Raw genomic sequence first — 25245 nt, forward strand, 5'->3', positions numbered from 1 at the left:
GTCAGGGGTCCTTGCGCAGCCGCTGCTGCAGCAGCTGGGCGAAATTCGGCAGGTTCTTCAGGTCCGGCACGCGCACCGGCGCGGGCGGCGGCAGCGGTTCGGAAAGGGTGTGCAGGGCGTTGATGCTGCCGGCGGTGACGCCCAGCAGCAGTTGTTGGCCATTGACCTCCACCACCACGACGCGCTCCTTGGCGCCGACGCTGAGGCTGGCCACCAGCTTCATGCCGTCGGCCGGGCGGAAGCCGCTGCCGGGCAGGCGCTTGAGCAGCCAGCCCAGGCCGACCACCAGGGCCAGCACGGCCAGCAGCGCCAGCACCGCGCCGAACAGGCCCGGTGCCGAGGCCGCGTGCTGGCCGACCGGGGCGGCGGCCTTGCCGACGCCCAGCAGGGTGGATGCCAGCAGGCTCAACGCAGTCTCCGGATGCGTTCGCTCGGGCTGACCACATCGGTCAGGCGCACGCCGAAGCGGTCATTGATCACCACGACCTCGCCATGTGCGATCAGGGTGCCGTTGACGAATACGTCGAGCGATTCACCGGCGCCACGCTCCAGCTCCACCACCGAACCCTGGTTGAGCTGCAGCAGGTTGCGGATCGGCAGGCGGGCGCGGCCGACTTCCAGCGACAGGGTCACCGGCACGTCGAGGATCACGTCCAGATTCAGATCGACCCCGGAGGCCTCGTCGGCGTGCAGGGTGCCGAACTGGGCCGGAGTCGGTTCGAGGGCGTCGGTATCGTTCATTGCGGGTCTTCCTGGATGACGGGTACGCGCGGGCGGGTGCCCGGCGGATGGGTAGCAGTGATCTTCACGGCATTCATGCCGTTGGCGATGCCGAATTCGCCGGTGAACACCGGGATGTTCTCCACGCACAGCGGCACCTGCGGGCTCAGCTCGATCGGCAGGATGTCGCCGACCTTCAACCGGGTCAGGTCACGCAGGGTCATGCGCTTGCTGGCCAGCACGCTGGACAGGGTCACTTCGGCGATGTTGAGCTGCTCGCGCAGGGTCTGGCCCCAGCTTTCGTCGCGGTCGTTGCGATCGCTCTGGATGCCGGCATCGAGCAGCTCCCGGATCGGTTCGAGCATCGAGTACGGCAGGGTGACGTGGATGTCGCCGCCACCGCCGTCGAGCTCGACATGCAGGCGGCACACCACCACGTATTCGCGCGGGGTCACGATGTTGGCGAAGTGCGGGTTGATCTCCGAGTTGATGTACTCGAATTCCACGTCCATCACCGGTGCCCACGCTTCGCGCAGGTCGGCGAAGGTCTGCTTCAGCAGCAGATGGATCACGCGCATCTCGGTGGCGGTGAACTCGCGGCCTTCGATCCGGGTGGGGTAGCGCCCGTCGCCGCCGAAGAAGTTGTCGACGATGGCGAACACCAGGGTCGGCTCGAACACGATCAGGCCGGTGCCGCGCAGTGGCTTGAAACGGATCAGGTTCAGGTTGGTCGGCACATACAGCGAATGCATGTAGTCGTTGAACTTGATCAGCTCGATGCCGCGCACCGACAGTTCGGCCGAGCGCCGGATCAGGTTGAACAGGCCGATGCGCCACAGGCGTGCAAAGCGCTCGTGGACCATTTCCAGCGTCGGCATGCGGCCGCGGATGATGCGGTCCTGGCTGGCGAAGTCGTATGAACGGGCTTCGCCGGAGGGCGGCTCCGGGTCGGTCTCGACCGCGCCGCTGTCCACGCCGTGGAGCAGGGCATCGATCTCATCCTGGGACAGCAGATCATTCATCGGTGGGCCCTTACTGGGTCACGAAGCTGGTGAACAGCAGATCGTCGGCACCATTGCTGCCGGTCTCGGCCTTGAGCACCTTCTGCACCTCGGCCAGCGAATTGGCCTGCAGCTTCTTCTTGCCGGCGATATCGGCAATCTGTGCCGGCTCGACCTGCGAGAACAGCATCAGCAGTCGTGCACGCAGGGCCGGGGCGTGGGTCTTGATCGCCTCCAGCGCGGCCGGATCACGGGTCATCAGCTGCACTTCCAGCTGCAGGTAGCGCGGGCCGTCGATGGGACCATTGAGGTTGACCACGAACGCGGGCTCCAGCGCGAAGTACTGCGCCGGTGCCGGCGTGGCGTTCTTCTTCTTCGGCGCCTGGCTGGTCTTTTCTTCCTGCGTGGACTGGGTGAAGAACCACACGCCGCCACCGGCGGCAGCGGCAGCCAGTACGGCCACCAGCGCGGTGATCAGGATCGGACTGCGCGGCGTGCGGGCCTTGTCCTTTTCGACGTTCTTCTTGGTTTTGTCAGCGGCTGCGGCCACGAGGTGAAGCTCCTGAGGGTTGCTTCACCGGGATATGCAAGGGGTGTGCCGATGCACCGGGAGCAGGGTGCGACGGAAATCCGTCGGCAGGGCCTGCGTCGGTCGCGCACGTCAGGCGTAGGCGTCCAGCAGGCCACGCTGGCGGATCAACGGGGTGGCCGGCAGGCTGGCATCACCCCGCGTCGGTTCTCCGTCACCCCGACCTGCCTCCTGCCCGGCCTGGCCGGCAGGTGCGCCACCGCCGCCCGGCTGATGGCCGACATCGGCGTGGGCCAGCTGGAAGCCTTGTTCGCCCAGCAGTTCTCGCAGGCGTGGCAGGCTGCTTTCCAGCGCCTGGCGGACATCCACGTGCGGGCTGCTGAAACTGGCGTGGACCTTGTCACCGTTGAGCTGCAGGCGTACGTCCACCGGCCCCAGATCGTCCGGGCTCAGTCGGATGTGGGCGTGGCCGATCTTCTGGTCGGCCAGCCAGCCCAGGCGGGCGCCAATGGCCTGGTCGAATCCATCGTCGCCAAGCACCGGCTTCGGCGTCGGTTCACCGTTGAAGACCGCGTTGCTGGACAGCGCCGCCTTCAGATCCTGCAGTGCGGCGGGCAGGGGCGCCTGCAGGGGTGCAGGCGGGGCACGATCACCCTGCAACGTGCTGTCGGTGTCACCGCTGCGCTCCAGCGCGGCGTCGCCCGTCGGCAGGACGGGCAGGGACAGTGCGCCGTCCTCGCCATCGACGCCCGTGGCGGGTGACTGCACCACGGCGGCAGGCGACGCGGCAACCGGCGATGGGGGGGCGGTGGTCGCCGCCAGGGCCGGAGGCGCTGTGCCCGTTGCGGACGGTGGGACGCTGGCCGCAGGGTCGGCGGGCAGCGGGGTGGCCAGCACCAGCCCGGCCAGACCGAATGGAGGCCAGGGCGCTTCGTCGGTTTCCGTCGTCGCGTCCTGGTCGGTCGCAGCCTTGCCGGCCGGTGGCGCAGCGGCCTCGCCCGTAGCCTGCTTGCTGGCGGGGGGCCGCACGCTGGCGGCGTCATCGCTGCCGGTGGCCGCAACGCCGGTCGGCGCGGGGCTGTCCGTGGGCGGGACGGGCGCACCGCCCTGCAGCAGCTGACCGAAGTCCTTGCCGCCTTCGCTGCGTGCCGTGCGCGACGGGCTGCTGCCCACGCCGGGCGGAGTGGCCGTCGTGCTGCTGCCGGAAAGCGCGGCGGGCGTCACGAACGGCCTCCGGTGTCTGCGCCGTCCTGGTCCTCGGCCTGCGCCAGGCGGGAGCGGCGCGCGCCGATGTCATCCATCTCGCGCTGGTCGCGGCGGTCTGTCACCACCTTTTCCTGTGCGCGATAGCTGGCGGCCAGCTGCTCCAGTACCGCCTTGTCGCGGCTGGCCAGGATCAGGCGCGCGCGTTCGGCTTCGACCTTCTCGCGGTTGCCGTCGACGGTGCGCTGCTGTTGCTCCACCGCACTGTCGAGGCGGTCAAGGAACGCACGCCGGTTCAACAGCTGGGCGGGACTGGTCGCGGCCATCTGTGCGTTGGCGTACTCCTCGGCATAACGTCGCAGTTCGTCCAGACGCGACAGGTGAGTGTCGAGAAGGCGCTGGCGCTCGGCCAGGTCGCGGGCGACCGCATCTTCATGTTCCTGTGCCCGCCTCAGCAGAGGGTCGATACGCTTGGACTGGTTCATCGCTTACACCTCGTTTTCCACCAGGCGCTGCAGCGCCGCCTGGCTGTGCGGGAGATCCGCGGCCTTGGCCACGTCCTGTCCCAGGAATTCCATGATTTCCGGCCAGCGTTCCAGGGCTTCGTCGGTGGCTGCGTCGTTGCCGCGCTGGTAGGCGCCGATGGCGATCAGGTCGCGGTTGGCCGAGTAGGCCGACACCAGGCGCTTGAGCTTGCGGATGCGCAGGCGCCACGGTTCGTCGGCGATTTCCGTGACCACGCGGCTGACGGACGATTCCACGTCGATGGCCGGGTACAGGCCGCTGTCCGCGACCCGGCGCGACAGCAGGATGTGGCCGTCGAGGATCGCGCGTGCGGCGTCTGCGATCGGATCCTGCGGATCGTCGCCTTCGGTCAGTACGGTGTAGAACGCGGTGATGGAGCCGCGCCCCTTGGCGCCGTTGCCGGCGCGTTCGACCAGCGCGGGCAGCTTGGCGAACACCGACGGCGGGTAGCCGCGCGTGGTCGGCGGTTCGCCCACCGACAGGCCGATCTCGCGCTGTGCCTGCGCGAAGCGGGTCAGCGAGTCCATCAGCAGCAGGACGTTCAGGCCCTGGTCGCGGAACCATTCGGCAATGGCGGTTGCACGGTAGGCGCCATGCAGGCGCGCCAGCGGTGGCCGGTCGGCCGGGCTGGCGACCACCACCGCGCGGCGCAGGCCTTCCTCGCCCAGCGTGGTTTCGACGAAATCGCGCACTTCGCGGCCGCGTTCGCCGATCAGCCCGACCACGATGACGTCGGCAGCGGTGTAGCGGGTCATCATGCCCAGCAGTGTCGATTTGCCGACGCCGGAGCCGGCGAACAGGCCGACACGCTGGCCACGGCCGATCGGCAGCAGTGCGTTGATGGCGCGCACGCCCACATCCAGTGGCTGGGTGATCGGCTCGCGCGCGAGTGGATTGATCGACACACCGGCCATGCCGACGTGGCCTTCGGCACGGATCGGGCCCTTGCCGTCCAGCGGCACGCCATCGCTGTCGATCACCCGGCCGAGCAGGCCTTCGCCCACTTCCACGCCGCCGCGCCGTGCCGATGGCACGACCCGCGCGTTGGGCAACAGGCCATGCAGTTCGGCGCTGGGCATCAGGTAGGTGCGCTCACCGGCGAAGCCGACCACTTCGGCATCCACCCAGCCACCGTCGACCACTTCGACCTTGCAGCTGGCCCCCAGCGGTGCTTCGCAGCCGACCGCTTCCAGGGTCAGCCCGACCGCGCGGCGCAGCACGCCTTCGCGGATCAGGCCACGGCCGTGTGCGGTGTCCACGCGCAGCCCGTCCAGGCGACGGGCCAACCGTAGATTGCGGGCCAGGGCCCAGTCGGCCGCAGGCGGCGGCAGTGGCGTTTCGGCCGTCATGCGTTCGCTCCGGTCTGGCGGATCACTGCGTCCAGCGCGCCACGCAGGCGGGCTTCGAGAGTGCCGTCGATGCGCACGGCCTCGGCATGCACGCGCAGGTCGCCGCGGCTGAGGCTGGTGTCGGCAACCAGCCGCTGCTGCGGTGGCAGGGTGAGCAAGGGGGCGAGGGCAGCGATGTCGTCCGGGTGCAGGCGCACTTCCACTTCGCGCGTGCTGCCGCCGACCGCATCGATGGCTTCGCCGACCAGCTGTGCCAGCAGCGCCGGTTCGGCCTCGTAGGCGCGACCGACCAGGGCACCGGCGATGCGGACCGCCAGCTCTCCCAGCGCACCGACCACCTCGTTCTCCAGGCGGACCAGCGGGCGGCTGAAGTTGTCCAGGATGCCCTCGATCTGCGCGGCAAGCCGGCGCACCTCGGCCTGGCCCTGGCCATAGCCCTCCGCATGGCCGTGCTGGAAGCCTTCCTTCTCGGCACTGTCCTGGATGGCCTGTATCTCTTCCAGCGTCGGCAACTGCAGCGGCGGTTCCGGCTCGTGCTCCGGGTCCGGCCCGGCATGCCCGGACGCGTCCTCCTGTTCCAGCACGGGTTCCGGCTGGGCCAGCAGGTCGGGGGCGAGCCAGCGCACGACCGTGCTCACAGCATGGCCTCCGCGCTGCCGCCGATGGTGATGGTGCCTTCATCGGCCATGCGCTTGACGATGGCCAGGATCTCGCGCTGCGCGCCTTCCACGTCGGACAGACGCACCGGCCCACGGGCCTCCATGTCCTCCAGCAGGATCTCGGCGGCACGCTGGGACATGTTGCGGGTGATCTTGTCGCGGACCTTGATGTCGGCGCCGCGCAGGGCCAGTCCCAGCCGCTCGCCGCTGACTTCGCGCAGCACCAGCTGCATCTCGCGGTCGTCCAGATCGACCAGGTCGTCGAACACGAACATCAGGTCCTGGATGCGGCCACTCAACGGCGCGTCGATGCGTGCGATCTCGCCCAGGATCGCCTGGTCCTGGCCGCTGTCCATGAAGTTGAGGATGTTGGCCGCGCACTGCACGCCGCCGATGTTGGATGACTTCAGGTTCTGGTTGCCGGCGAACTGGCGCTCCATGATCTCGTTGAGTTCATTGAGTGCGTTCGGCGGAATGCCATCGAGGGTGGCGATGCGCAGCAGCACGTCCACGCGGGTGCGGTCGGGCAGCAGTTTCAGCGCATCGGCGGCCTGGTCGGTTTCCAGGTGGGCCATGACGATGGCGATGATCTGCGGGTGCTCGTTGCGGACCAGGTCGGCGACCGCACGCGGATCCATCCACTTCAGCGCATCCAGGCCGGTGGTGTTGCGGCCCAGCAGGATGCGATCTATCAGGTTGCCGGCCTTTTCGCTGCCCAGTGCCTGCACCAGCATGTTGCGGATGTAGTCGTCCGACCCCACGCCCAGCGAGGTCTTGGAGCCCAGCTCCTGGCCGAACTGGTCCATCACCCGTTCCACCTGTTCGCGGGTGATGTCGGACATGGTGGCCATCGCGATGCCGATCTTCTGGACTTCCTTGGGTTCCATGTGACGCAGCACTTCGGCCGCGTCCAGTTCACCCAGCGACAGCAGCAGCACGGCGGCGCGCTGCACTCCGGTCAGCGGTACCTCAGTCATTGGCCACCCAACCCTTGACCACCTGGGCCACGCGCTTGGAGTCGGTCTTCACGGCTTCACGGGCCATCCGCAGTCGTTCCTCGTAGGAGTCCACCGGCAGGGCCAGCGCCTCCGGTCCACCCAGGCCAGCGCGCTCGGCACCCAGGGCCGGCAGCGGGCTGCCATCGTCATCGACCAGCTGCACGTCAGCGGTATGCGGTTCCAGTGCCAGCGGGTCGTGCTTCTTCGCCTGGCCGGTGATGGCACGCAGCGCCGGACGCAGTACGCCGAACAGCAGCGCCAGCACCACCACGGCCCCCAGCAGCATGCGGCCGGCATCGTGCACCCACGGCAGTTCCCACCAGGCCGGGCCTTCCACCGGTGTGGTCTCGCGCACGAACGGGGCATTCATCACCGAGACCGTATCGCCGCGTTCGGCGCTGAAGCCGACGGCCTGCTTGACCAGCGCCTCGACGCGGGTCAGTTCGGCGGCCGACAGCGGCTGCGGGGTAAGTGCGCCATTGGCGCCGGGGCGCGGCACGTTGTCCACCAGCACCGCCACCGACACGCGCTTGATGCGGCCGGCCGGCTGGCGGGTGTGCTGCAGCGTGCGGTCCAGCTCGTAGTTGCGCGTGGCGTTCTTGCTGCTTTCGCTCGGCGTCTGCGCGGTCTGTGGCGGCGCAGTCTGGCCCGGAGGCGTGTTGCTGGTTGCGCCAGGCACACCCTGCGGTCCGGGCGTGCTGGTGGTGTTCTCGCTCATCTGTTCGCTGCGCAGCTTGGCCGGCTCGCCGTTGTACAGCTCACGCGCTTCCTCGGTGACCGAGAAGTCCATGTCCACGCTGACTTCCGGATTGACGCGGCCCGGGCCGGTCATCGGTTCCAGCAACTCGCGGATGCGCTGGTTGAAGGAGGTCTCCTGCCGGCGGACCTGCTCGAACTGGGCGGCGTTGACCGCCGCTTCGCTGTTCGGGTCGCTGATGCTGAGCATGCGCCCGCTCTGGTCGACCACGGTCACCCGTTCCGGCGACAGGTCCGGAATGCTGGCGGCGACCATGTGCACGATCGCATCCACCTGGCTGCGTTCCAGCTGCTGGCCACCGCGCAGTTCCAGGGTTACCGAAGCACTGGCGACGTCGCGCTGGCGGGTGAAGGCGCTGGGCTTGGGGATGGCCAGGTGTACGCGTGAATCACGCACCGGTCGCAGCGTGTTGATGGTGCGCGACAGTTCGGTCTCCAGCGCGTGCTGGTAGCGCGCGCTTTCCACGAACTGGCTGACACCAAAGCCCGGGTCGCGCTCCATCAGCTCGAAACCCAGCTTGCCGCTGTCGGTCAGGCCGGAGCCGGCCAGCTTCAGGCGGGCGTCATGCAGGTTCTTCTCCGGCACGGTGATGCCACCGGTTGCCGGGTCCAGGGCAAACGGGATCTGCGCTGCACGCAGCAGGTCGGTCGCTTCAGCGGTGGCCTTCTGGTCCAGGCCGGTATACAGCGGAACCATGCCGGGCTTCTGCGACCAGAAGAACACGAACAGGCCCGCCGCCACCGCCACTGCGATCATCGCCATCAGCCCCAGCCGACGGGTGATCTGCAGGCTCTGCAGGCGGTCGAACCATTGCCCCGCCTTCTCGGCGTTCAGGCTGTCCTTTGAAAGCGTCAGTGCCATGCGTCAAGTTCCTTACAGCGGCATGTTCATCACGTCCTGGTAGGCCTGGACGAGACGGTTGCGGACTTCCACGGTGGCGCGGAAGGCGATCTGGGATTGCTGCGAGGCGACCATCACCTTGGCCAGGTCGGCGCCGGGTTCGCCCATCTCGAACGCCTTGGCCAGCGCGCCGGACGTCTGCTGCGCATTGTTGACGCCGGCAATCGCACCGCGCAGGGTCTCGGTGAAGCTGGCCGGCTGCACCTGCGGCGCATCCAGCACCGCACCAGGAAGGGCATTGCTGCGCGGCGCTTCAGCCAGCGGATTGAGCACCGGCTGTCCCATCTGGGACTGGTAGGTGCGGATCTGCGAAAGGATCGAAGTGACGGAGTGGGACATCTGCAACGGTTCCAGGAACAGGGATGGGGAATCTGCAGGGATCACTGCAAGTGCCGTGCCGGAACGCCTGAGTGGTTCAGAAACGTGACGGAAGTTTGCGTTCGGCGGAGGACGGGCGAGCTGGCGTGCCGATACGCTGTCGTCATCTGCCGGTGTCAGTGAACCGGCGTCGGTTTTTTGGCCTTGCCGGCGGCCGCCGGATACACGAACGCCCGGGCAAGCCCAGGCGTCCGTGCCCCCTTCATGCTGGCGATCACGCTCAGCTGGCCAGTTCGGCCTGCTCGCGTTCGATGCCGTACTTGCGCAGTTTTTCCACCAGGGTGGTGCGGCGCAGGCCCAGCAGCTGCGCGGCGTGGGCGACCACCCCCTGCGTCCGCTCCAGCGCTTCATTGATCAGGCCCAGCTCGATGCTGGCCATGTGGTTGCGCAGGTCCAGGCCGTCGTCGGGCAGGGCAGTGGCAGCCGCAGCGCGGTTGACCGCGATGCCGTGCTCCAGCGACGGCTGGCCGCCGCTGCCGGGGGTGTGGAAGGAGAAGCTGCGCAGGTCCAATCGCTCTTCGCTGGGTGCTGCCGGTACCGCTGCCGGGGTGCTGACGGGGGCCAGCAGGGCGTCGCCCCGGTAGCGCGCGGGAAGGTCCTGCACGCGGACCGAACCACCCGGATGCAGCACCGCCAGGCGTTCGACCAGATTGTTCAGCTCGCGTACGTTGCCTGGCCATTCGTAGCCCGCCAGCGCCTGCAGGGCTTCGGCAGTGAAACGGACTTCGCCGCGGCCGGTGCGCGCCAGCTGCGCGGCAATGGTTTCCACCAGTGCTGGCAGATCCTCGCGCCGTTCGCGCAGGGCCGGCACGTCGATCGGGAACACATTGAGGCGGTAGAACAGGTCTTCGCGGAACTTGCCGTCGGCGATCCGGCTCTCCAGATCGCGGTGGGTCGCTGCGATCACCCGCACGTTGCAGCGGATGGTCTGGTTGCCGCCGACACGCTCGAAGCTGCGCTCCTGCAGCACGCGCAGCAGCTTGACCTGCATCGGCAGGCTCATGTCGCCGATCTCATCCAGCAGCAGGGTGCCGCCCTCCGCCATTTCGAAGCGGCCCTTGCGCGCGGTCAGCGCGCCGGTAAAGGCACCCTTCTCGTGGCCGAACAGTTCGCTCTCGAGCAGGTCGGCTGGAATGGCGCCACAGTTGATCGCCACGAATGGCCCGTCGCGGCGCGGCGAGCGCTGGTGGATGGCGCGCGAGACCACTTCCTTGCCGGTGCCCGACTCGCCCAGCACCAGTACGGTGGTGTCGAATGCCGCGACCTGGTCGATCATCGTGCGCAGCGCGCTCACAGCGGCACCATTGCCGGTGGGTCCCTGCTCCTGCACGGCGCCCGCCTGGTGCTCGGCATCCAGGCGCTTGAGGCTGGCACGGCGCAGCAGGGCTTCCATCTGCGCATGGCGCAGCGGCGTCTCCAACGGCCAGATGTTGGCTTCATGCAGGCCGTGGCGGTGGGCGAAGGCACTGGCCTCGCCATCGGCCAGCAGCACCGGCGGCGGCAGGCTGCTGCCGCCCAGCCATGCGTAGAGGGCGGTGCTGGCGGCGCTGTCGTCGAGGCTGCCGACGATCACCGCCATCCAGTCGCTCTGGCGCTGCCGGCCCAGGTCGAAGTCTGCCGCGTCGGAAACCCAGCGCGGATTGAAGTCCATGAATTCCAGCAGGGCAACGGTGCGTTCGGCACGCACGGCGTCGTTGTCCAGCACCAGGATGCGCGACTCGCTCACGATCGATCCTCCCTGAGGCCTTCCAGGATCGGCATCACTTCCTGGATGTAGGACAGCTTGCTGACGAAATTGTCGGCGCCGGCGCGCAGTGCATGCTCGCGGTGCTCGGCGTCATCGAAGTGGCTGGCGATGACGATGTACGGGGCGTCATCCTGCGACTTGATCAGGCGGGTCGCCTGCAGGCCGCCCATTTCCGGCATCGCCAGGTCCATCAGCACCACCTGCGGGCGCAGCGTCTCCGAACGCTCGATCGCTTCCAGGCCGTTGCCGGCACTGCCGACGATCTGCAGCCAGTCGATCTTGCGGAAATGGCGCATCGCTGCGTTGATGAAACCTTCGTGGTCGTCGACCAGCAGGACCGTGAGCGTGTTCATGTCCAACATCCTTTTCAGCCCACCCGGGCCAGCTGCGGTTGCCTGGCGCTGAGCCGGCGCCGTTCGCGGGCCGGGGCGATATCCAGTTGTTCTCGGTATTTTGCGACGGTTCGGCGGGCAATGTTCACCCCCTGGCGCGAAAGCAGGGCGGCGATGGCCTCATCGGCCAGCGGCCGACCGGCCGGCTCGGCATCGATCAGGCGGCGCACCATGGCCTTCACCGCTTGGCCGGAGACGCTGGCGCCTTCCAGGCGCACCGCGAAGAAGTGCTTCAGCTCGAAGGTGCCACGCGGGGTCTGCAGGTACTTGCCGGTGGTGATGCGCGAGACGGTGGACTCGTGCATGCCGATCTCCTCGGCCACTTCCTTCAGGGTCAGCGGCGCCATCGCTTCCTCGCCCCGGACCAGGAACGCAGCCTGGCGCTCGACGATCACCCGCGCGGTACGCAGCAGGGTGTCATAGCGCATCGACAGGCCACGGCTGAACCAGCGCGCTTCCTGCAGCATCTCGCGCAGCGCCGGTGCAGCCTCGTTGCTGTCGGCCAGCGCCTGTTCGTACTGCGTGTTGATCGATACGCGGCGGCTGGTCGCCGGATTCAGGGCCACTTTCCACTGGCCGTCGGCGTGCCAGGCGACCACGTCCGGTACCACCACGGCATTGCGTTCCGGCAGCAGGTTGTCACCCGGGCGGGGTTGCAGCGAGAGGATCAGTCGCACTGCTTCGCGCACGTCACCGATCTCGGCGTCATGCAGGCGGGCGAGGGCGGGGTAGTCGTGCGCGGCCAGCGGCTCGAGCGCGCCCGCAAGGATGCGGGTAGCCAGATGCCGCGCAGGAACCACGCCGTCCAGGCTGCGCAGCTGGGCCTGCAGGCTTTCGCGAAGGTCCCGCGCGGCCATGCCGGCGGGCTCGCCATGCAGCAGGCGCTGGCGGACCGCTTCGACACCATCGGCGGCGATGTCGAACTGGGCGCTGGCCAGCAGTTGCAGCTGTGCCAGCGGTGCCTGCAGATAGCCGGCGTCATCGCAATGCTCGAGCCAGAAGGCGGCGACCGCCAGCTCGCGGTCGTCCAGGTCCAGTGCCAGCCGCTGCAGCACGCGCAGCTGCGGATCACTCGATTCGCCCGCCGCGATGCGTGCCATCCGGTCGTCGTCGCCGTCCTGCCAGCTGGCGCCGGCAACGTCCCACATCGAGGATTCCGGCAGCTCGTCGAACGCCGCGGTTTCCAGCGTGGTGGCGCCGGCGTCGCCGGGTTCGGGTGCAGGTGCTTCGGCATCCTCGATGTCCAGCATCGGGTTGGAGTCGAGCAGGCGTTGGATTTCCTGTTCCAGATGCAGTCCGTCCAGCTGCAGCAGCCGGATCGACTGCAGCAGCTGCGGGGTGAGGTGAAGTTGTTGGCCCAGCTGGGCCGAGAGTGCAGCCTTCATCGTGGTTCCCCGGCGCCGCTCCCCGACGCCTTGTGGAACGCATCTTGCTTCTGATCCGGCGGGTCCGGAATCAGGGGGTTCCTGAGGTGGTTAGTGAATTACCCGACAGCGTGTAGGGGTTTTCCTGACATGGGCGCGGGATGTTGACGTTCCCCGGTCGCAAGTCCTTGATTTACTGTTGCGTACGCGGTCGGGGCGTCGTGCCGGCGTGTACCGGATTCCGTCAGTGCCTGTTGGGGGTGACGGGAACCCGTCATCCGGGTCGCGCGGTCACTCCAGCTCGTGCTGGTGGCGGGCGGCGAGCAGCAGCAGGTCGTTGGCGCGGCGGCACCCCAGCGATTCCATCATGCGCGCGCGGTGGGTTTCCACGGTCTTGACGCTGATGCCGAGATCGGCGGCGATTTCCTTGTTGCTTTCGCCTTTGCCGATGCGGCGCAGGATCTCGCGCTGGCGGGGTGACAGCGCGGCGATGCCGGTGGGCTTCTCGCGGCCCAGCATCGGCGCCAGCATCTTCGCCGAGATCTGCGGGCTCAGGAACACCTGGCCCGCGTGTGCAGCGCGCAGCGCCAGTTCCAGTTCCTGCGGAGCGGCATCCTTGACCACGAAGCCGACGGCACCGCGATCCAGTGCGTCGCGCACGTGGGCGGCATCATCGTGCATGGTCATCATCACCACCCGGGTGCCGGGTGCGCGCATGCGGATGTCGCTGAGTGCTTCCAGGCCGGTGCGTCCGGGCAGGGACAGATCCATCAGCACCACGTCCGGCGCGTGCTGCAGCGCCAGTTGCAGCGCCTGCTCGGCGTTGCTGGCCTCGGCCACGAGCTGCACGTCGGCAAACCCCTGCAGCAGCCGCGCCAGGCCGGCGCGGACCAGGGTGTGATCGTCGACGATGAGAACTCGCACAGGCACGCTGGAGGTCCGGGAGGGGAGTCCACCTTAACTTAGCTGAACGGGCGAGCCAAGGGTCGTCCGTTGCGGGCGGGCGTGGCAGGGTTCAGCGCGCCCGCCTTGCTTCGGCCACCTGACGACGGTGCAGGCGGAACAGATGCCGCTCCATGGCCATTTCCAGCCCGTCGCCGAGGCGATGGAAACGCAGCCAGAGATAGTGGCCTCCGCTGCCATCGGCGGCCTCGGCAACCACTTCCACCGGCAGATCGATATGGTCGGGCAGCCAGTCGCTGGGCTGCACGCGGACCACGCCGGCCTGGCCCGGGGCCGCGCCACTGCGGGGGCCCAGCTGCAGGCGGATGCCGCGCCGGGACCAGCGCACCGGGCGCAGGGTCAATGCCGGGCCCTGCTGGCGCACAAGCCGGCCCAGCAGCACCATGGCCAGATCCAGCTTGGCTTCCAGTCGCTGCAGCGGAAGGCTGGCCTCGCTGCGCTCCTCGTGTTCATCGACACGGCTGTCCTCGACCAGCGCCAGACTGCGCAGCAGGCCTTCGGCGCTGCTGGTACGTCCCGCCGCATTGCCGGCCTGGAACTCGACCGGCAGCGCCAGTTCGCAGCTGAGCGTCTCGTCGAACAGCTCGCTTTCGGCCGGGTGATGCAGCGACGTGGTCGGCAGGAGGGTCATGCCAGCGATTCTGCCTGCAGGTAGGCGTGCGCGGCGCGAAGGGAGCGCCGTCCATCGTGCAGCTGCACGGCCACCGCGTCACGGCGATGGCGCAGCAGTGTGAGCAGGCTCTGCTGGCGTTCGAACAGCGCGGTCAGGGGCCCATGGTCGGCGGCCGCCAGCGGTTGGCTCAACAGCGCGTGCAGCTTGCTGTCATGGCCTTCGAGCAGGCTGTCGGCGGTGTCGAAGGCATCTTCACCCAGCGCCTTCTCGAAAGCATCCAGCTGCGCATGCAGTGCCTGCAGGCTCATGGTGCCACCGCTGCCGTACGGCGCTGCTCGTGCGGAATTGCGTTCCAGGCGCTGTCGATCTCGCCCAGCAGCTGCAGCGATTCGTCCAGGGCGGCGCGGTCGTTGTGCAGGTTGGCCTCGGTCAGGCGCTGCAGCACGTAGTCGTAGAGGGACGAAAGATTGCCGGCAATCTCGCCGCCGGCCTCATGGTCCAGCGAGCCGTTGAGGTGGCCGACGATGGCGCAGACCTCGCCGATCGCCTTGCCCTTGCCGGCATGGTCGCCGCGCTCGAGGCTGGCCAGCGCGCGCCGCACGCGCTCCAGCGCGCCCGCCAGCAACAGGGCCACCAGCTTGTGCGGATCGGCATCGGTGACCGCACTGGTCACACCCACCTGGCGGTACTGCTCGGCGTACTGACGGCTGGAACCGTACATTCGTGATTCTCCTTGCGCTGGGTGCTGCAGCAGGATCGTGACGATCACTGCCGGCAGTACCGCGATGATTGCTGTTGCGTCCGTTATCGGTGCGTTCGGCACCAAACTTGAGTGCCGCGCGCGTCGTCCGTCAACCGTTCAACTGCGCCAGCTGCTGCTGCAGCGCCGAACTGCTCTGCTGCAGCTTGCCCATCAGGCTGTCCAGTGCGAGGAACTGCTTCTTGTACCGTGCCTCCACACCGACCATGCGTGTGTCCAGGTCCTTGCGGCGCTTGTCGATGCTGTCCAGGGTGTTGTTCAGGCCCTTGGTGCGCGCCACGAACGCACCCTCCTTGCCGACCGTCGTGCTCACGTAGCCGTCGACCAGCGAGTACAGCTGGCCCGCACCGCCGGCATCGCCGGTGATCGCCTGGCGGATCTTCTCCGGCTGGCTGGCAAGCGCGGCAGCGAACTTGGTGGTATCAAGCACCAGGCTGCCATCGGCATTGGGGTAGCCACGGGTCTGCAGGCCGATGGCCTTGGCGTCCAGGCCATCGCCGGACAGCGACTTAAGCACGCCCGACATCACCGAGCGCAGCTGGCTGGCGGCGCCGCGCATCTGCGCATCGCCGGTGAGGGCCGCCGCTTCCTTGGTCTTGGCGTCGTACTTGGTTTCGGTGTTGATGGCGGCGATGGCCGCGTTGTACGCGGTCACGAAATCCTGCATCACCTTGGTCGCCGCGGCCGTGTCGGTGCTGATCGTGACCGTGCTCTGTCCTTCCTTCTTCAGGTTCAGGGTCAGGCCCGGCACGGCGTCGGCCACGGTGTTGCTGGCGCTCACCACTTCAACGCCATCGATGGTCAGTTTGGCATCGGCGGCCGCGGTGTTCTGCTTCAGGCTGCCGACCAGCGCTCCCAACTTCGGGTCGCTGCCGGCGTATTCGAGCTTGATCGCGTTTGCCGCGCCGGTCTTTTCCTGTGCGATCGACAGGTACTGGTTGTCGCCGGAGCTGATCAGGGTGGCCTGCACGCCTTCCTTGCGGCCGGCGGCGTCGATCTTGTTGCGGATCGTGGTCAGCGTGTCGCCTTCCTCGACCTCCACGTTCATGGTCTTGGCCTTGTCGCCGACGCCGACGGTCAACGTCAAGGTTCCGGCGGCGAACGTATCGGTCTTGGGCACGGAGGTGTCGGCGATCAGCTTGTGTGCGGTCGCCAGCGACTTGACGTCGATGATGTGCGTGCCATTGGACGCTGCCGCCTTGGTGGTGCCGACGTCATACAGCGCCACGCTGGCCGTCAGGATCTCGTCGGTACCGCCGCTGCCGCCCTTGCTGGCGGTGACCGTGCGGGTGTCGAAGGCCGTGGTGGCCTTCAGTGCAGTGAGTGCGGTCTTCAGCTTGTCGAAGGCCGCGGTGACGGTGCCGATCGACGACAGCTGCATCTTGGTCTTGGACTGCTGCAGGTTCAGCGCATTGTCGGCGGGCTTGCGGTCGGCCGCGACCAGCTGGCTGACGATGCTGGAGATGTCCAGGCCCGAGCCGATGCCACCGTATCCAAAGTCTGCCACGTCGTTTCTCCTGGTAATCCGGGCGCCGCGCTGCGGCCGCCCGTCGTCAACGAAAATAGCGGCCTGCGCCGCTGGGTCTTGAGGACTTCGTTGATGCATGCGCCGTGCCAGTGCCGGACGGCAGATTTGGCATGCAGGTTGCAGGAGTGACAGGGCAGGGTGCGGTCGGGACGACGCAGGCTGCCGGGAGTCTGCAAAAAACCCTCCCCCAAAGCAGGGGAGGGATCAGGCTACTGACAATCGGGGGGAGACGAAGCCGCCCGGTGCGTACAGTCAAAGGTACAGCGCTGAAACAGAGGTCCGCAGGGGCGGGCGATGCCAAGCCGGTTCGGGAAGCGTCCCGGGCCGGGCATGGCCCGCGCCTGCGTGCGCCGTGGCTGTCGGGTTGCCGCTGCCGCCGGTTCGACCGGCGGCAGCGGTACCTTCTTGCCGTGGATCAGCGCAGCAGGCTGAGCACGCCCTGCGGTACCTGGTTGGCCTGGGCCAGCATGGCCGTACCGGCCTGCTGCAGGATCTGGGTACGGGTCAGTTCAGCGGTTTCCTTGGCGAAGTCGGTGTCCTTGATGCGGCTGCGTGAGGCGGACAGGTTCTCCGTCGAAGTCTGCAGGTTGGCAACCACCGAGGTGAAGCGGTTCTGGATCGCACCCAGATCGGCGCGGGTGTTGTTGATCGAACCCAGTGCCTTGTCGACCACTTCCAGCGCCTGCTGGGCGCCGAGCACGGTGCTCACATCCAGCTTCTGCACGCTGGCATCGGTGGCGGTGCCCGCCGTGTAGGCGGCTGCAGCGCCCTTGGCGCCCCAGGTGCCCGCGGTGGCGTCGAAGTCGCTGCGCTCCAGGGCGATATCAGCAACGACGACGTCCTTGCCTTCCTTCACGGAGCTCAGCTTCAGGGTGCCGTTGCTGTTGGCTTCGGCGTAGATGCCGGCTTCACCGATCTTGGCGTTGATGGCGGTGGCCACGGCCTTGGCGGCCTCTTCGGTGGTCGCGCCGGCCTTGATCTCGACGGTGCCGATATCCACGTCCATCACGGTACCGGTGATGCGTGCGCCGTCGCCGCCCGCTGCCAGGGCAGCCGTAGTGCCGGTGGCGAAGGTCGCGGTGCCCAGCGATTCGGTCTTGGCGTCCACCACCTTGTCGATGGCAATGGCCTGGCCGGCGTTGGCACCGACCTGGAACAGCTGGCTGGAGAACGAGCCGTCCAGCAGCTTGGTGCCGTTGAACTCGGACTGCTTGGCGACGCGATCGATTTCGCTGACCAGCTGGGTCACTTCAGCCTGCAGGGCCTTGCGGTCGCTGGCCGAGTTGGTGGCGTTGGACGACTGCACCGACAGCTCACGGATGCGCTGCAGGTTGTTGCCGATCTCGGTCAGCGAACCTTCGGCGACCTGGGCCAGCGAGATGCCGTCGTTGGCATTGCGGATGGCCACGTCGGTGCCGCGGATCTGGGTGCCGAAGCGCTCGGAGATCGCCAGGCCGGCGGCATCGTCCTTGGCGCTGTTGATGCGCGAGCCCGAGGACAGGCGCTGGATGGTGGTGGCCAGCGAGGCGCCGCTGGTGCTCAGATTGCGCTGAGCATTCAGCGACATCGTATTGGTGTTGATGACTTGTGCCATGGTGCATTTCCTTTGGCGGAGGTGGTACGTGGTTCAGGGTCCGGGCGCCGGCGTGGCCGGCGCCCGGGAGTCGATCGCGGTGCGGATCAGCGCAGCAGGCTGAGCACGCCCTGCGGTACCTGGTTGGCCTGGGCCAGCATGGCCGTGCCGGCCTGCTGCAGGATCTGGGTACGGGTCAGTTCAGCGGTTTCCTTGGCGAAGTCGGTGTCCTTGATGCGGCTGCGCGAGGCGGACAGGTTCTCCGTCGAGGTCTGCAGGTTGGCGACCACCGAGGTGAAGCGGTTCTGGATCGCACCCAGGTCGGCGCGGGTGTTGTTGATCGAACCCAGTGCCTTGTCGACCACTTCCAGCGCCTGCTGGGCACCCTTCACGGTGCTGATGTCGACGTCCTTCAGCAGCTTGCCCGGTGATGCGCCGGTGCTGGCGGTGGCGGCGGCGCTGTCAAAGCCGGTGACGCCGGCGCTGGTGCCCGCGGTGGCCGACATGGCGACGAACTTGCCGTCCTTGTCGACGCTTTCCTTCACCGAGGTCAGGTTGATCTGGCCGGCGGTGGTGCCGTCGAGTTCGGCGTAGACGCCGGTCTCACCGATCTTGGCGTTGATCGCGGTCACGGTCGCCGCGGCCAGGGCAGCCTGGTCCTTGGCGGCGTCGCCGGTGGAGGTGATCTTGACGTCGGCGATCTTGATCGCCGAGGTCAGGCCGCCGCCACCGATGGTCAGGCCGGAATAGGTGATTTCCTTGCCCGCATCGGCTGCGACGCTATCGCCTTCGTCGATGGCGATGGTGTTGGCGTCGAAGACGGCATTGCCCAGCGCGTCGGCCTTGGCATCGACCACCTTGTCGATGGCGATGGCCTGGCCGGCATTGGCACCGACCTGGAACAGCTGGCTGGAGAACGAACCGTCCAGCAGCTTGGTGCCGTTGAACTCGGACTGCTTGGCGACGCGGTCGATTTCGCTGACCAGCTGGGTCACTTCGGCCTGCAGCGCCTTGCGGTCACTGGCCGAGTTGGTGGCATTGGCGGCCTGCACCGACAGCTCGCGCACGCGCTGCAGGTTGTTGCCGATCTCGGTCAACGAGCCTTCGGCGACCTGGGCCAGCGAGATGCCGTCGTTGGCATTGCGGATGGCCACATCGGTGCCGCGGATCTGGGTGCCGAAGCGCTCGGAGATCGCCAGGCCAGCGGCGTCGTCCTTGGCGCTGTTGATGCGCGAACCGGAGGACAGGCGCTGGATGGTGGTGGCCAGCGAGCTGCCGCTGGTGCTCAGGTTACGCTGAGCATTCAACGACATCGTGTTGGTGTTGATGACTTGTGCCATGAGGAGAGGTCCTTGAGCGGTTGCACGTGAGTTGGGTCAGACGCCCCCGACGTGCCCCGGGAGCGGCTCATGTCAGCGCTGCAACAGGCTGAGCACGTTCTGCGGCACCTGGTTGGCCTGGGCCAGCATGGCCGTGCCGGCCTGCTGCAGGATCTGGGTGCGGGTCAGTTCGGCGGTTTCCTTGGCGAAGTCGGTATCGCGGATGCGGCTGCGCGAGGCCGACAGGTTTTCGGAAGAGGTCTGCAGGTTGGCGACCACCGAGGTGAAGCGGTTCTGGATCGCGCCCAGGTCGGCGCGGACGCTGTTGACCGATTCCAGGGCCTTGTCGACGATCTCCAGGGCCTGCTGGGCGCCGGCGACGGTATCGATCTGGATGTCGGCGACGTGGGCGGCAGCGGTGCCGGCGGCGGGGGCGTTCAGGTCGGTTGCGGTGGCGGTCGGCCCCATCTTCACGGTCACACCGGCCACGGTGTTGTCGGCCTTGACCGAGGTCAGGGTGACTTCGCCCGCGGTGGTGGACTGCGCGGCATGCAGGCCGGTTTCGCCGATCTTGCCGTTCAGGGCAGCAGCCAGCGCCTTGGTGGCGTTGTCCTGGTTGACCTTGCGCACCGCAGCGATCTCGGCGGCGGTGGCCGGCGCGCCCGGCGGGGTGGTGTAGTCGAACGTGACGTCGCCGATGCTGACGTCGCCCACCGTGATGTTGGCCAGCGTGCCGGCGGCGGCATCGACGGCTGCGTCATCCAGGGTGGCGCTGCCAGCGTTGACGAAGGTCGTCGCGCCCAGCGAGTTGGCCTTGGCGTCGACCACGCTGTTGATGGCGATGGCCTGGCCGGCGTTGGCACCCACCTGGAACAGCTGGCTGGTGAAGCTGCCGTCGAGCAGCTTGGTGCCGTTGAAGTCGCTCTGCTTGGCGACGCGGTCGATTTCGCTGACCAGCTGGGTCACTTCGGCCTGCAGGGCCTTGCGGTCGCTGCTGGAGTTGGTGGCATTGGAGGCCTGCACGGCCAGTTCGCGGATGCGCTGCAGGTTGTTGCCGACTTCGCTCAGCGAACCTTCGGCGACCTGGGCCAGCGAGATGCCGTCGTTGGCGTTGCGGATGGCCACGTCCAGCCCGCGGATCTGGGTGCTGAAACGCTCCGAGATCGCCAGGCCGGCGGCGTCGTCCTTCGCGCTGTTGATGCGCAGGCCGGACGAGAGGCGCTGGATGGTGGTGGCCAGCGAGTTGCCGCTGGTGCTCAGGTTGCGCTGAGCGTTGAGCGACATCGTATTGGTGTTGATTACCTGTGCCATGGGGTCGTCTCCTCTTATTTGGAACCCGTAGGTGAATGGAACGAAGCGCCGCCTGTTTTTTGTTTGGCTGTGTGCTTCGCCGTTGCCAAATGAATAACGGCGCTTTGTCAACAACCTTTAGGCGTGAATTCCGATGAACCGGAAAAAGCCCGCGGGACGCTGTTTTTCCGGGGTTTCACCGGCCTGGAAGGGGGGCGGGCAGGGGTGGCGGGCGCCGCTGGCGGCGCCGGGTGGGGCGGACCTGGGCGCGCGGGTCGTGAATGAACGCGCGCGGTGCACCCGCGGGCGAGGCAGCAGCAACGCGCTGCGGAAACGAAAAAGGCCGCGATGCAGGGCATCGCGGCCTTCATGGGCGTGTGCTGGAAACGGATCAGCCGATCTTGTTGAACAGCGACATCGACTGCATCTGCGAGAAGATCGTCTGTGCAGCCTGCAGCGCGGTGCTCTGCAACTGGTACTGGCTCAGGGCATCGGCGTAGTCCAGGTCGCGCATCTGTGACAGGGTGGTCTTCAACGTCACGCTGTTGGCTTCGCGCATGTCCGCTGCATTGTCCAGCGCCTTGAGCTGCGATCCGCCGGCAGCACGCGAATCGATCATCCGCTCGGACGCGCGGCCGACGTCGCGCAATGCACTCTGCAGCTGGTTCTGCTGGGCCGCCAGCTGCGCGGTGCTGCCGGTATCGGCGTCGAGTGCGGCGATCAGCTTGTCCATCGTCGCGAAGATGTCGCGGCTGCCGGCCGGCTGCACGTTGAAGGTATCGCCGGGCTCGGCAGCGCCGGTGATCTGCAGGCGCACGCCGTTCACTTCCAGTTCGTCGCCGGGCTTCAGGGAGCCGGTACTGGTCACGTTGCCCGTTGCGTCCAGCACCTCGTACTGGTCGCTGGCGGTGAAGCGCACGCTGAAGGCCTGGCCGTTCCAGCTGTCGCTGCCGTCGCGGGTGATGTTGGTCAGCACGCCCTTGCCGGTGTTGCCTGCGGCGGCGCTGCCGTCGACGAAGCCATCGCCGGTCGGAATGCGCATGAAGATCTCGCTGCCGGGCAGGGCGTCGAGCACGTAGGTGTCCGGCCCCACTTCCACCTGGCGCTGGGTCTGGTCGCCGCGATAGACCACCTTGCCGTCGATCTTGGCGAACGGCGGATCGCCGTCATGGGTGCCGCCGAATACATAGCGGCCGGTACCGTCGCTGCTGTTGGCCAGCGACAGCAGGCCGTCGCGGATCTGGTTCAGCTCGGTGATCAGGGTCTTCTTGTCCGCGGCGCTCAGCGCCGGATTGCTGGCCTGCAGCGTCAGATCGCTGACGCGGCCCATCAGATCGTTGACCTGGGCCAGTGTGTTCTCCTGCACGCCGAGCCGGTTCTGCACGTTGCCGGCGTTGAGGCCCATGCGCTCGAGTGCCGCCAGGCTGCGGTCCAGGCCCACGGCGGTGCCCGCGGCCACGGGATCGTCCTTGGCGCTGACGATCTTGCTGCCGGTGGCGATCTGCTGCTCCAGGTGATTGAGCTTGGCCTGCTTGGCCAGCATCAGCGTCACCGACTGGTTGAACATCATTCCGGTGGAGATGCGGCTGCTCATCGGCGGACGGCTCCCAGGATGGTCTGGAACATGTTGTCGGCAGTGGAAATCAGCTGCGAGGCGGCCTGGTAGGCCTGCTGCAGGCGGAGCATGTTCGCCGCCTCCTCATCCAGGTTGACGCCGGAGATTTCGTCGCGCGCGTCCTGGGCCTTCTCGTTGATCACCAGCTGCGCTTCAAGCGAGTACTCGGCCGAGCGCGCTGCCGCGCCGACCTGGGTGGTCAGCCCGCCCAGTGCGCCGTTCAGGGTGACGGTGCCGCTGCTGAACGCCTTGGCGCTCTCCACCTTGGCCAGCCTTGCCGCGTTGCTGTTGTCCGAAGAGCCGGCCGGGGTCGGGGTGATGTTGAAGGTGTCGCCGGTGCGTGGTGCACCGTCGAGAACGAAACTCCAACCGTTGGCGCTGATGGTCTGGCCCGGGGTGTAGGTCTGCGGTGGGCCACCATCGATGGTGTAGGTGGTGGCGGAGGTGAAGACGATCGCCGCAGGATTGCGCAGGTCAGCATGGCCGGCATCGGTCACGGAGACGCCGCTGAGCTTGCCCGTACCGGTATTGGCGGTGGCGGCGGCGCCCTTCACGGCAGCCGCGGCTGCGATGCGCGAGGGATCGGTGATGGCGATCTCCAGGCTGCCGGCCACGCCGGCAGTGGGCTGCAGCAGGAAGCGGTCGTTGATTGCCGGCGTGCCGCCGACCACCAGCTCGACGCCGTTGATCACCAGCGGATCGGCGGCGGTGCCGGTGCCGGTCAACGGAATGCTGGCGCCGGTGTCGGCGCGGCTCGCCTTCCACTGCGTGCCATCGAACTGCAGGACGACGTTCTGCGCGTCCAGCTTGCCGAGATCGCCGAAGCTGGCACTGATGCTGGCCGTCCCGCTGTTGCCACTGTTGGCCGTCACCCGCGGCGTGCCGATGTTGAAGAAGTCACCGCCGAGCTGGCCGTAGAGATCCACGCCTTGGTGGTGGACCTGGTTGAAGCTGTCGGCCAGGCCGATCGCCAGCTTGCCCAGCTCCGCCTGCGCCGGGGTCAGCACGGTGTCGCGGAACTCCATCAGCCCACCGATCTGGCCGCCGACGGCCTTGGGATCCAGGGTGATGGTGTTGCCCTGCGTTTCCAGTGCCAGCTGCAGGCGCTCGGGCTGGTACGGATCGGCCACGGTGGTGACCCGGGTGGCGGTGGTGCCGACCACCAGTGCGTTGCCGCCGGCGGTGTAGACGTTCATCACGCCGCCGTCCTGGATCACCGCGGTGCCACCGGTATAGCCGATCAGCTGCGAGATCAGCTGGTCGCGGCGATCGAGCAGGTCCGGCGCCGCGCTGGCGATGTTGGTGCCGATGGCGCCGTTGATCTGGGCGATTTCCTGCGCCAGCCGGTTGACCTCGGTCGCTCCGGCGAGCAGGCCGTTGTTGACCTCGCTGTTGAGGTTGTTCAGATGGGTATTGAGCTGCACGAAACGGTTGGCCAGGGCCTTGCCACCGTCCAGCATGCTCTGCCGGTCGGCCGTGCCGGAGGCATTGGAAGACAGGCCGCTGACCGAATCGAAGAAGCTGGACCAGACGCCTGCGACGTTGGTGGCGGCGTCGGAGAACAGCGCGTTGACTCGGTCGGCCATGCCGGACAACTGCTTCAGGCGTGCCAGCTCACCGCTGCTGTCGAGCAGGCGCGAGATCGCCAGCTGGTCGGCAGTGCGCCGGATGTCGGTGATGCGCGTGCCGTTGCCCACCGTGCCGTAGCCGAAGTTCTGCGGATCGGCCGTGGCGAAATTGACCTTCTGCCGGCTGTAGCCCGGCGTGTTGAGGTTGGCCACATTGTGGCTGGTGGTTGCCAGGGCGCGCTGGAAGGCGAGCAGGGCACCGGTACCGGTGGAAAGTACGCTGGACATGGGGTTCCTCAACGACGGGTGATACCCAGCGCCGCTGTTGCGGTGCTGGCGAAGGTCTGGCCAAGGCGACTGCCGGCATCGGTCACGGCGGCGACGGCACGCTCGATGGTCGGGCCGCCGGCGATCGCGGCGATCTTGGCGGCGTAGCGCGGATCGGTGGCATAGCCGGCCCGCTGCAGGCCCCGGGCGAAGCCCTGCACATCGGTGCCGGCCTGCAGGGCCTGCTGGTAGCGCGGGCTGGTCTTCAGCAGGCGCACGTAGTCGGCGAAGCTCTCGGCCGGCGAGGTGTAGGCACGGAAGCTTGCGGTTTCATTGCGGCGCACGCCATCGACGTACTCATGGGTGCCGGCCACCGCACGCTGTCCGTTCCAGCCATTGGCCTTGATGCCGAACAGGTTGTGCGAGGTGCTGCCATCGGCGTGCTTGATCTGGCGCTTGCCCCAGCCGGTTTCCAGTGCGGCCTGCGCAACCAGCGCGCGGGCGTCCACGCCCAGCTCCCTGGCTGCGCTCTGCGCGTGCTGCCAGATGCTGGCGACGAAGCCTTCCGGGGTATGCGCACCCAGCTGGGCTACCGCGGTGCGGGTCGCCAGCGCATCGGTCGTAGTGCCGCTGCCACGGTTGCTGGCAGTGGCGGCCCACTGGTCGTTGCGGGCTGCCCAGTCGGGGCCGTCAAGCCCGGCGATGTACGGATCATCGGTGCCCAGCGACCGGTGCACGCTGCTGCTTTCGCGGCCGGCGATCAGGTCCAGGGCCTGTTCCATCGGCGCGATGGCGGCCGATGCATCCTGCTGTGCACCTGCGGCCATCTGCTGCAGCATGCGTACGGCCTGGCCGGCGTCCTCCAGCGGCAGCGACGGCGCCGCCTTGGGGGGCGCGTTGAGCTGATAGGCCCGGCTGGCCTTCGCAGCGCCGATGCCGGTATCCAGCGCCGGTCCTTCGGCGGTCGCTCCGGACAGCTGGCGGGTGATCATGGCCGACAGCCCGAGTCCCTTGCCACGGGTCATCGCCTCGGCGATCTTCTGGTCGTACATCTCCCGGAACATCTTGTTCTCACCGGGAAAGAGCGAGTCGCCGAAACTGGCATCGCGCATGCTCTTGACCAGCATCTGCGCGAACTGGCCTTCCAGCTGCCGCGCGACCTTGTCGATCCTGGCCGGGTCGTTCTGCTGCGCCGGATTCAGCTCGAAGGCGGGGGTGATGCGCATG

25 protein-coding genes are annotated in these 25245 nt (G+C 67.7%); all 25 read right to left on the bottom strand.

What is annotated here, in order from left to right:
* Window position 1: 1 nt before the first annotated feature.
* The 25 genes from fliO to flgJ all read right to left on the bottom strand — a co-directional run bounded on the left by fliO (window position 2) and on the right by flgJ (window position 25244).
* The gene (gene fliO, locus IMX13_RS13695) at window positions 2-409 is read right to left on the bottom strand and encodes a flagellar biosynthetic protein FliO (protein ID WP_053519603.1); all 408 of its coding nucleotides are present in this window, start codon (window positions 407-409) and stop codon (window positions 2-4) included.
* Complete coding sequence (fliN, locus tag IMX13_RS13700) at window positions 406-741, bottom strand: flagellar motor switch protein FliN (RefSeq protein ID WP_053519602.1); 336 nt, start codon at window positions 739-741, stop codon at window positions 406-408. The genes fliO and fliN overlap by 4 nt, the downstream gene beginning before the upstream one ends.
* Window positions 738-1742 (bottom strand): flagellar motor switch protein FliM, encoded by a 1005-nt coding sequence (fliM, locus tag IMX13_RS13705; protein WP_065176161.1) that lies wholly within the window; start codon window positions 1740-1742, stop codon window positions 738-740. The genes fliN and fliM overlap by 4 nt, the downstream gene beginning before the upstream one ends.
* Window positions 1743-1752: 10 nt before the next feature.
* On the bottom strand, window positions 1753-2271 hold the full coding sequence (locus IMX13_RS13710; protein WP_193396545.1) for a flagellar basal body-associated FliL family protein: 519 nt from the start codon (window positions 2269-2271) through the stop codon (window positions 1753-1755).
* 111 nt (window positions 2272-2382) lie between these two features.
* Window positions 2383-3474, bottom strand: a complete 1092-nt coding sequence (locus IMX13_RS13715; RefSeq protein WP_193396546.1) for a flagellar hook-length control protein FliK — start codon at window positions 3472-3474, stop codon at window positions 2383-2385.
* The gene (fliJ, locus tag IMX13_RS13720) at window positions 3471-3938 is read right to left on the bottom strand and encodes a flagellar export protein FliJ (protein WP_065183030.1); all 468 of its coding nucleotides are present in this window, start codon (window positions 3936-3938) and stop codon (window positions 3471-3473) included. The genes IMX13_RS13715 and fliJ overlap by 4 nt, the downstream gene beginning before the upstream one ends.
* Before the next feature lie 3 nt (window positions 3939-3941).
* A complete protein-coding gene (locus IMX13_RS13725; RefSeq protein ID WP_053519597.1) occupies window positions 3942-5327 on the bottom strand; it encodes a FliI/YscN family ATPase in 1386 nt (461 codons plus the stop codon).
* The gene (locus IMX13_RS13730; protein WP_053519596.1) at window positions 5324-5965 is read right to left on the bottom strand and encodes a FliH/SctL family protein; all 642 of its coding nucleotides are present in this window, start codon (window positions 5963-5965) and stop codon (window positions 5324-5326) included. The genes IMX13_RS13725 and IMX13_RS13730 overlap by 4 nt, the downstream gene beginning before the upstream one ends.
* The gene (fliG, locus tag IMX13_RS13735) at window positions 5962-6948 is read right to left on the bottom strand and encodes a flagellar motor switch protein FliG (RefSeq protein WP_053519595.1); all 987 of its coding nucleotides are present in this window, start codon (window positions 6946-6948) and stop codon (window positions 5962-5964) included. Before fliG ends, IMX13_RS13730 begins: the two co-directional genes overlap by 4 nt.
* Before the next feature lie 7 nt (window positions 6949-6955).
* On the bottom strand, window positions 6956-8602 hold the full coding sequence (fliF, locus tag IMX13_RS13740; RefSeq protein ID WP_193396547.1) for a flagellar basal-body MS-ring/collar protein FliF: 1647 nt from the start codon (window positions 8600-8602) through the stop codon (window positions 6956-6958).
* Between the two features lie 12 nt (window positions 8603-8614).
* On the bottom strand, window positions 8615-8980 hold the full coding sequence (fliE, locus tag IMX13_RS13745) for a flagellar hook-basal body complex protein FliE (RefSeq protein ID WP_053519593.1): 366 nt from the start codon (window positions 8978-8980) through the stop codon (window positions 8615-8617).
* A gap of 259 nt (window positions 8981-9239) precedes the next feature.
* A complete protein-coding gene (locus IMX13_RS13750; RefSeq protein WP_193396548.1) occupies window positions 9240-10745 on the bottom strand; it encodes a sigma-54 dependent transcriptional regulator in 1506 nt (501 codons plus the stop codon).
* Window positions 10742-11119: a response regulator transcription factor gene (locus tag IMX13_RS13755; RefSeq protein WP_053519591.1), complete on the bottom strand. Its 378-nt coding sequence runs from the start codon at window positions 11117-11119 to the stop codon at window positions 10742-10744. The genes IMX13_RS13750 and IMX13_RS13755 overlap by 4 nt, the downstream gene beginning before the upstream one ends.
* Before the next feature lie 14 nt (window positions 11120-11133).
* Window positions 11134-12543 (bottom strand): RNA polymerase factor sigma-54, encoded by a 1410-nt coding sequence (gene rpoN, locus IMX13_RS13760; protein WP_193396549.1) that lies wholly within the window; start codon window positions 12541-12543, stop codon window positions 11134-11136.
* 270 nt (window positions 12544-12813) lie between these two features.
* Window positions 12814-13446, bottom strand: coding sequence for a response regulator transcription factor (locus IMX13_RS13765; RefSeq protein WP_053519589.1), 633 nt, complete (start codon window positions 13444-13446; stop codon window positions 12814-12816).
* Window positions 13447-13537: 91 nt separating this feature from the next.
* Window positions 13538-14116: a PilZ domain-containing protein gene (locus tag IMX13_RS13770; protein WP_111186090.1), complete on the bottom strand. Its 579-nt coding sequence runs from the start codon at window positions 14114-14116 to the stop codon at window positions 13538-13540.
* Complete coding sequence (locus IMX13_RS13775; protein ID WP_193396550.1) at window positions 14113-14406, bottom strand: hypothetical protein; 294 nt, start codon at window positions 14404-14406, stop codon at window positions 14113-14115. Before IMX13_RS13775 ends, IMX13_RS13770 begins: the two co-directional genes overlap by 4 nt.
* Window positions 14403-14819 carry a flagellar export chaperone FliS gene (fliS, locus tag IMX13_RS13780; RefSeq protein WP_053519586.1) on the bottom strand — a complete coding sequence of 139 codons (417 nt, stop codon included), beginning with the start codon at window positions 14817-14819 and terminating at the stop codon, window positions 14403-14405. The genes IMX13_RS13775 and fliS overlap by 4 nt, the downstream gene beginning before the upstream one ends.
* A gap of 130 nt (window positions 14820-14949) precedes the next feature.
* Window positions 14950-16365 carry a flagellar filament capping protein FliD gene (fliD, locus tag IMX13_RS13785; protein WP_053519585.1) on the bottom strand — a complete coding sequence of 472 codons (1416 nt, stop codon included), beginning with the start codon at window positions 16363-16365 and terminating at the stop codon, window positions 14950-14952.
* A gap of 436 nt (window positions 16366-16801) precedes the next feature.
* Window positions 16802-17980 (bottom strand): flagellin, encoded by a 1179-nt coding sequence (locus IMX13_RS13790; protein WP_065176169.1) that lies wholly within the window; start codon window positions 17978-17980, stop codon window positions 16802-16804.
* Between the two features lie 86 nt (window positions 17981-18066).
* A complete protein-coding gene (locus IMX13_RS13795; protein ID WP_065176170.1) occupies window positions 18067-19299 on the bottom strand; it encodes a flagellin in 1233 nt (410 codons plus the stop codon).
* Window positions 19300-19371: 72 nt separating this feature from the next.
* Complete coding sequence (locus tag IMX13_RS13800) at window positions 19372-20589, bottom strand: flagellin (RefSeq protein ID WP_053517904.1); 1218 nt, start codon at window positions 20587-20589, stop codon at window positions 19372-19374.
* 370 nt (window positions 20590-20959) lie between these two features.
* Window positions 20960-22162 (bottom strand): flagellar hook-associated protein FlgL, encoded by a 1203-nt coding sequence (gene flgL, locus IMX13_RS13805; protein WP_053517905.1) that lies wholly within the window; start codon window positions 22160-22162, stop codon window positions 20960-20962.
* Window positions 22159-24039 carry a flagellar hook-associated protein FlgK gene (gene flgK / locus IMX13_RS13810; protein ID WP_053517907.1) on the bottom strand — a complete coding sequence of 627 codons (1881 nt, stop codon included), beginning with the start codon at window positions 24037-24039 and terminating at the stop codon, window positions 22159-22161. Before flgK ends, flgL begins: the two co-directional genes overlap by 4 nt.
* Window positions 24040-24047: 8 nt before the next feature.
* Window positions 24048-25244 carry a flagellar assembly peptidoglycan hydrolase FlgJ gene (flgJ, locus tag IMX13_RS13815; protein WP_111187007.1) on the bottom strand — a complete coding sequence of 399 codons (1197 nt, stop codon included), beginning with the start codon at window positions 25242-25244 and terminating at the stop codon, window positions 24048-24050.
* Window position 25245 lies beyond the last annotated feature (1 nt).

Source organism: Stenotrophomonas sp. B2 (assembly GCF_014947095.1).
GTDB lineage: Bacteria > Pseudomonadota > Gammaproteobacteria > Xanthomonadales > Xanthomonadaceae > Stenotrophomonas > Stenotrophomonas maltophilia_P.

Coding starts and splice junctions, on each gene's coding strand:
- IMX13_RS13770 (WP_111186090.1), bottom strand. CDS start 14,116: ATGACCCTCCTGCCGACCACGTCGCTGCATCACCCGGCCGAAAGCGAG.
- flgK (WP_053517907.1), bottom strand. CDS start 24,039: ATGTCCAGCGTACTTTCCACCGGTACCGGTGCCCTGCTCGCCTTCCAG.
- fliM (WP_065176161.1), bottom strand. CDS start 1,742: ATGAATGATCTGCTGTCCCAGGATGAGATCGATGCCCTGCTCCACGGC.
- fliN (WP_053519602.1), bottom strand. CDS start 741: ATGAACGATACCGACGCCCTCGAACCGACTCCGGCCCAGTTCGGCACC.
- IMX13_RS13725 (WP_053519597.1), bottom strand. CDS start 5,327: ATGACGGCCGAAACGCCACTGCCGCCGCCTGCGGCCGACTGGGCCCTG.
- rpoN (WP_193396549.1), bottom strand. CDS start 12,543: ATGAAGGCTGCACTCTCGGCCCAGCTGGGCCAACAACTTCACCTCACC.
- flgJ (WP_111187007.1), bottom strand. CDS start 25,244: ATGCGCATCACCCCCGCCTTCGAGCTGAATCCGGCGCAGCAGAACGAC.
- fliF (WP_193396547.1), bottom strand. CDS start 8,602: ATGGCACTGACGCTTTCAAAGGACAGCCTGAACGCCGAGAAGGCGGGG.
- fliJ (WP_065183030.1), bottom strand. CDS start 3,938: ATGAACCAGTCCAAGCGTATCGACCCTCTGCTGAGGCGGGCACAGGAA.
- IMX13_RS13790 (WP_065176169.1), bottom strand. CDS start 17,980: ATGGCACAAGTCATCAACACCAATACGATGTCGCTGAATGCTCAGCGC.
- IMX13_RS13755 (WP_053519591.1), bottom strand. CDS start 11,119: ATGAACACGCTCACGGTCCTGCTGGTCGACGACCACGAAGGTTTCATC.
- IMX13_RS13795 (WP_065176170.1), bottom strand. CDS start 19,299: ATGGCACAAGTCATCAACACCAACACGATGTCGTTGAATGCTCAGCGT.
- IMX13_RS13800 (WP_053517904.1), bottom strand. CDS start 20,589: ATGGCACAGGTAATCAACACCAATACGATGTCGCTCAACGCTCAGCGC.
- IMX13_RS13775 (WP_193396550.1), bottom strand. CDS start 14,406: ATGAGCCTGCAGGCACTGCATGCGCAGCTGGATGCTTTCGAGAAGGCG.
- flgL (WP_053517905.1), bottom strand. CDS start 22,162: ATGAGCAGCCGCATCTCCACCGGAATGATGTTCAACCAGTCGGTGACG.
- fliS (WP_053519586.1), bottom strand. CDS start 14,819: ATGTACGGTTCCAGCCGTCAGTACGCCGAGCAGTACCGCCAGGTGGGT.
- fliE (WP_053519593.1), bottom strand. CDS start 8,980: ATGTCCCACTCCGTCACTTCGATCCTTTCGCAGATCCGCACCTACCAG.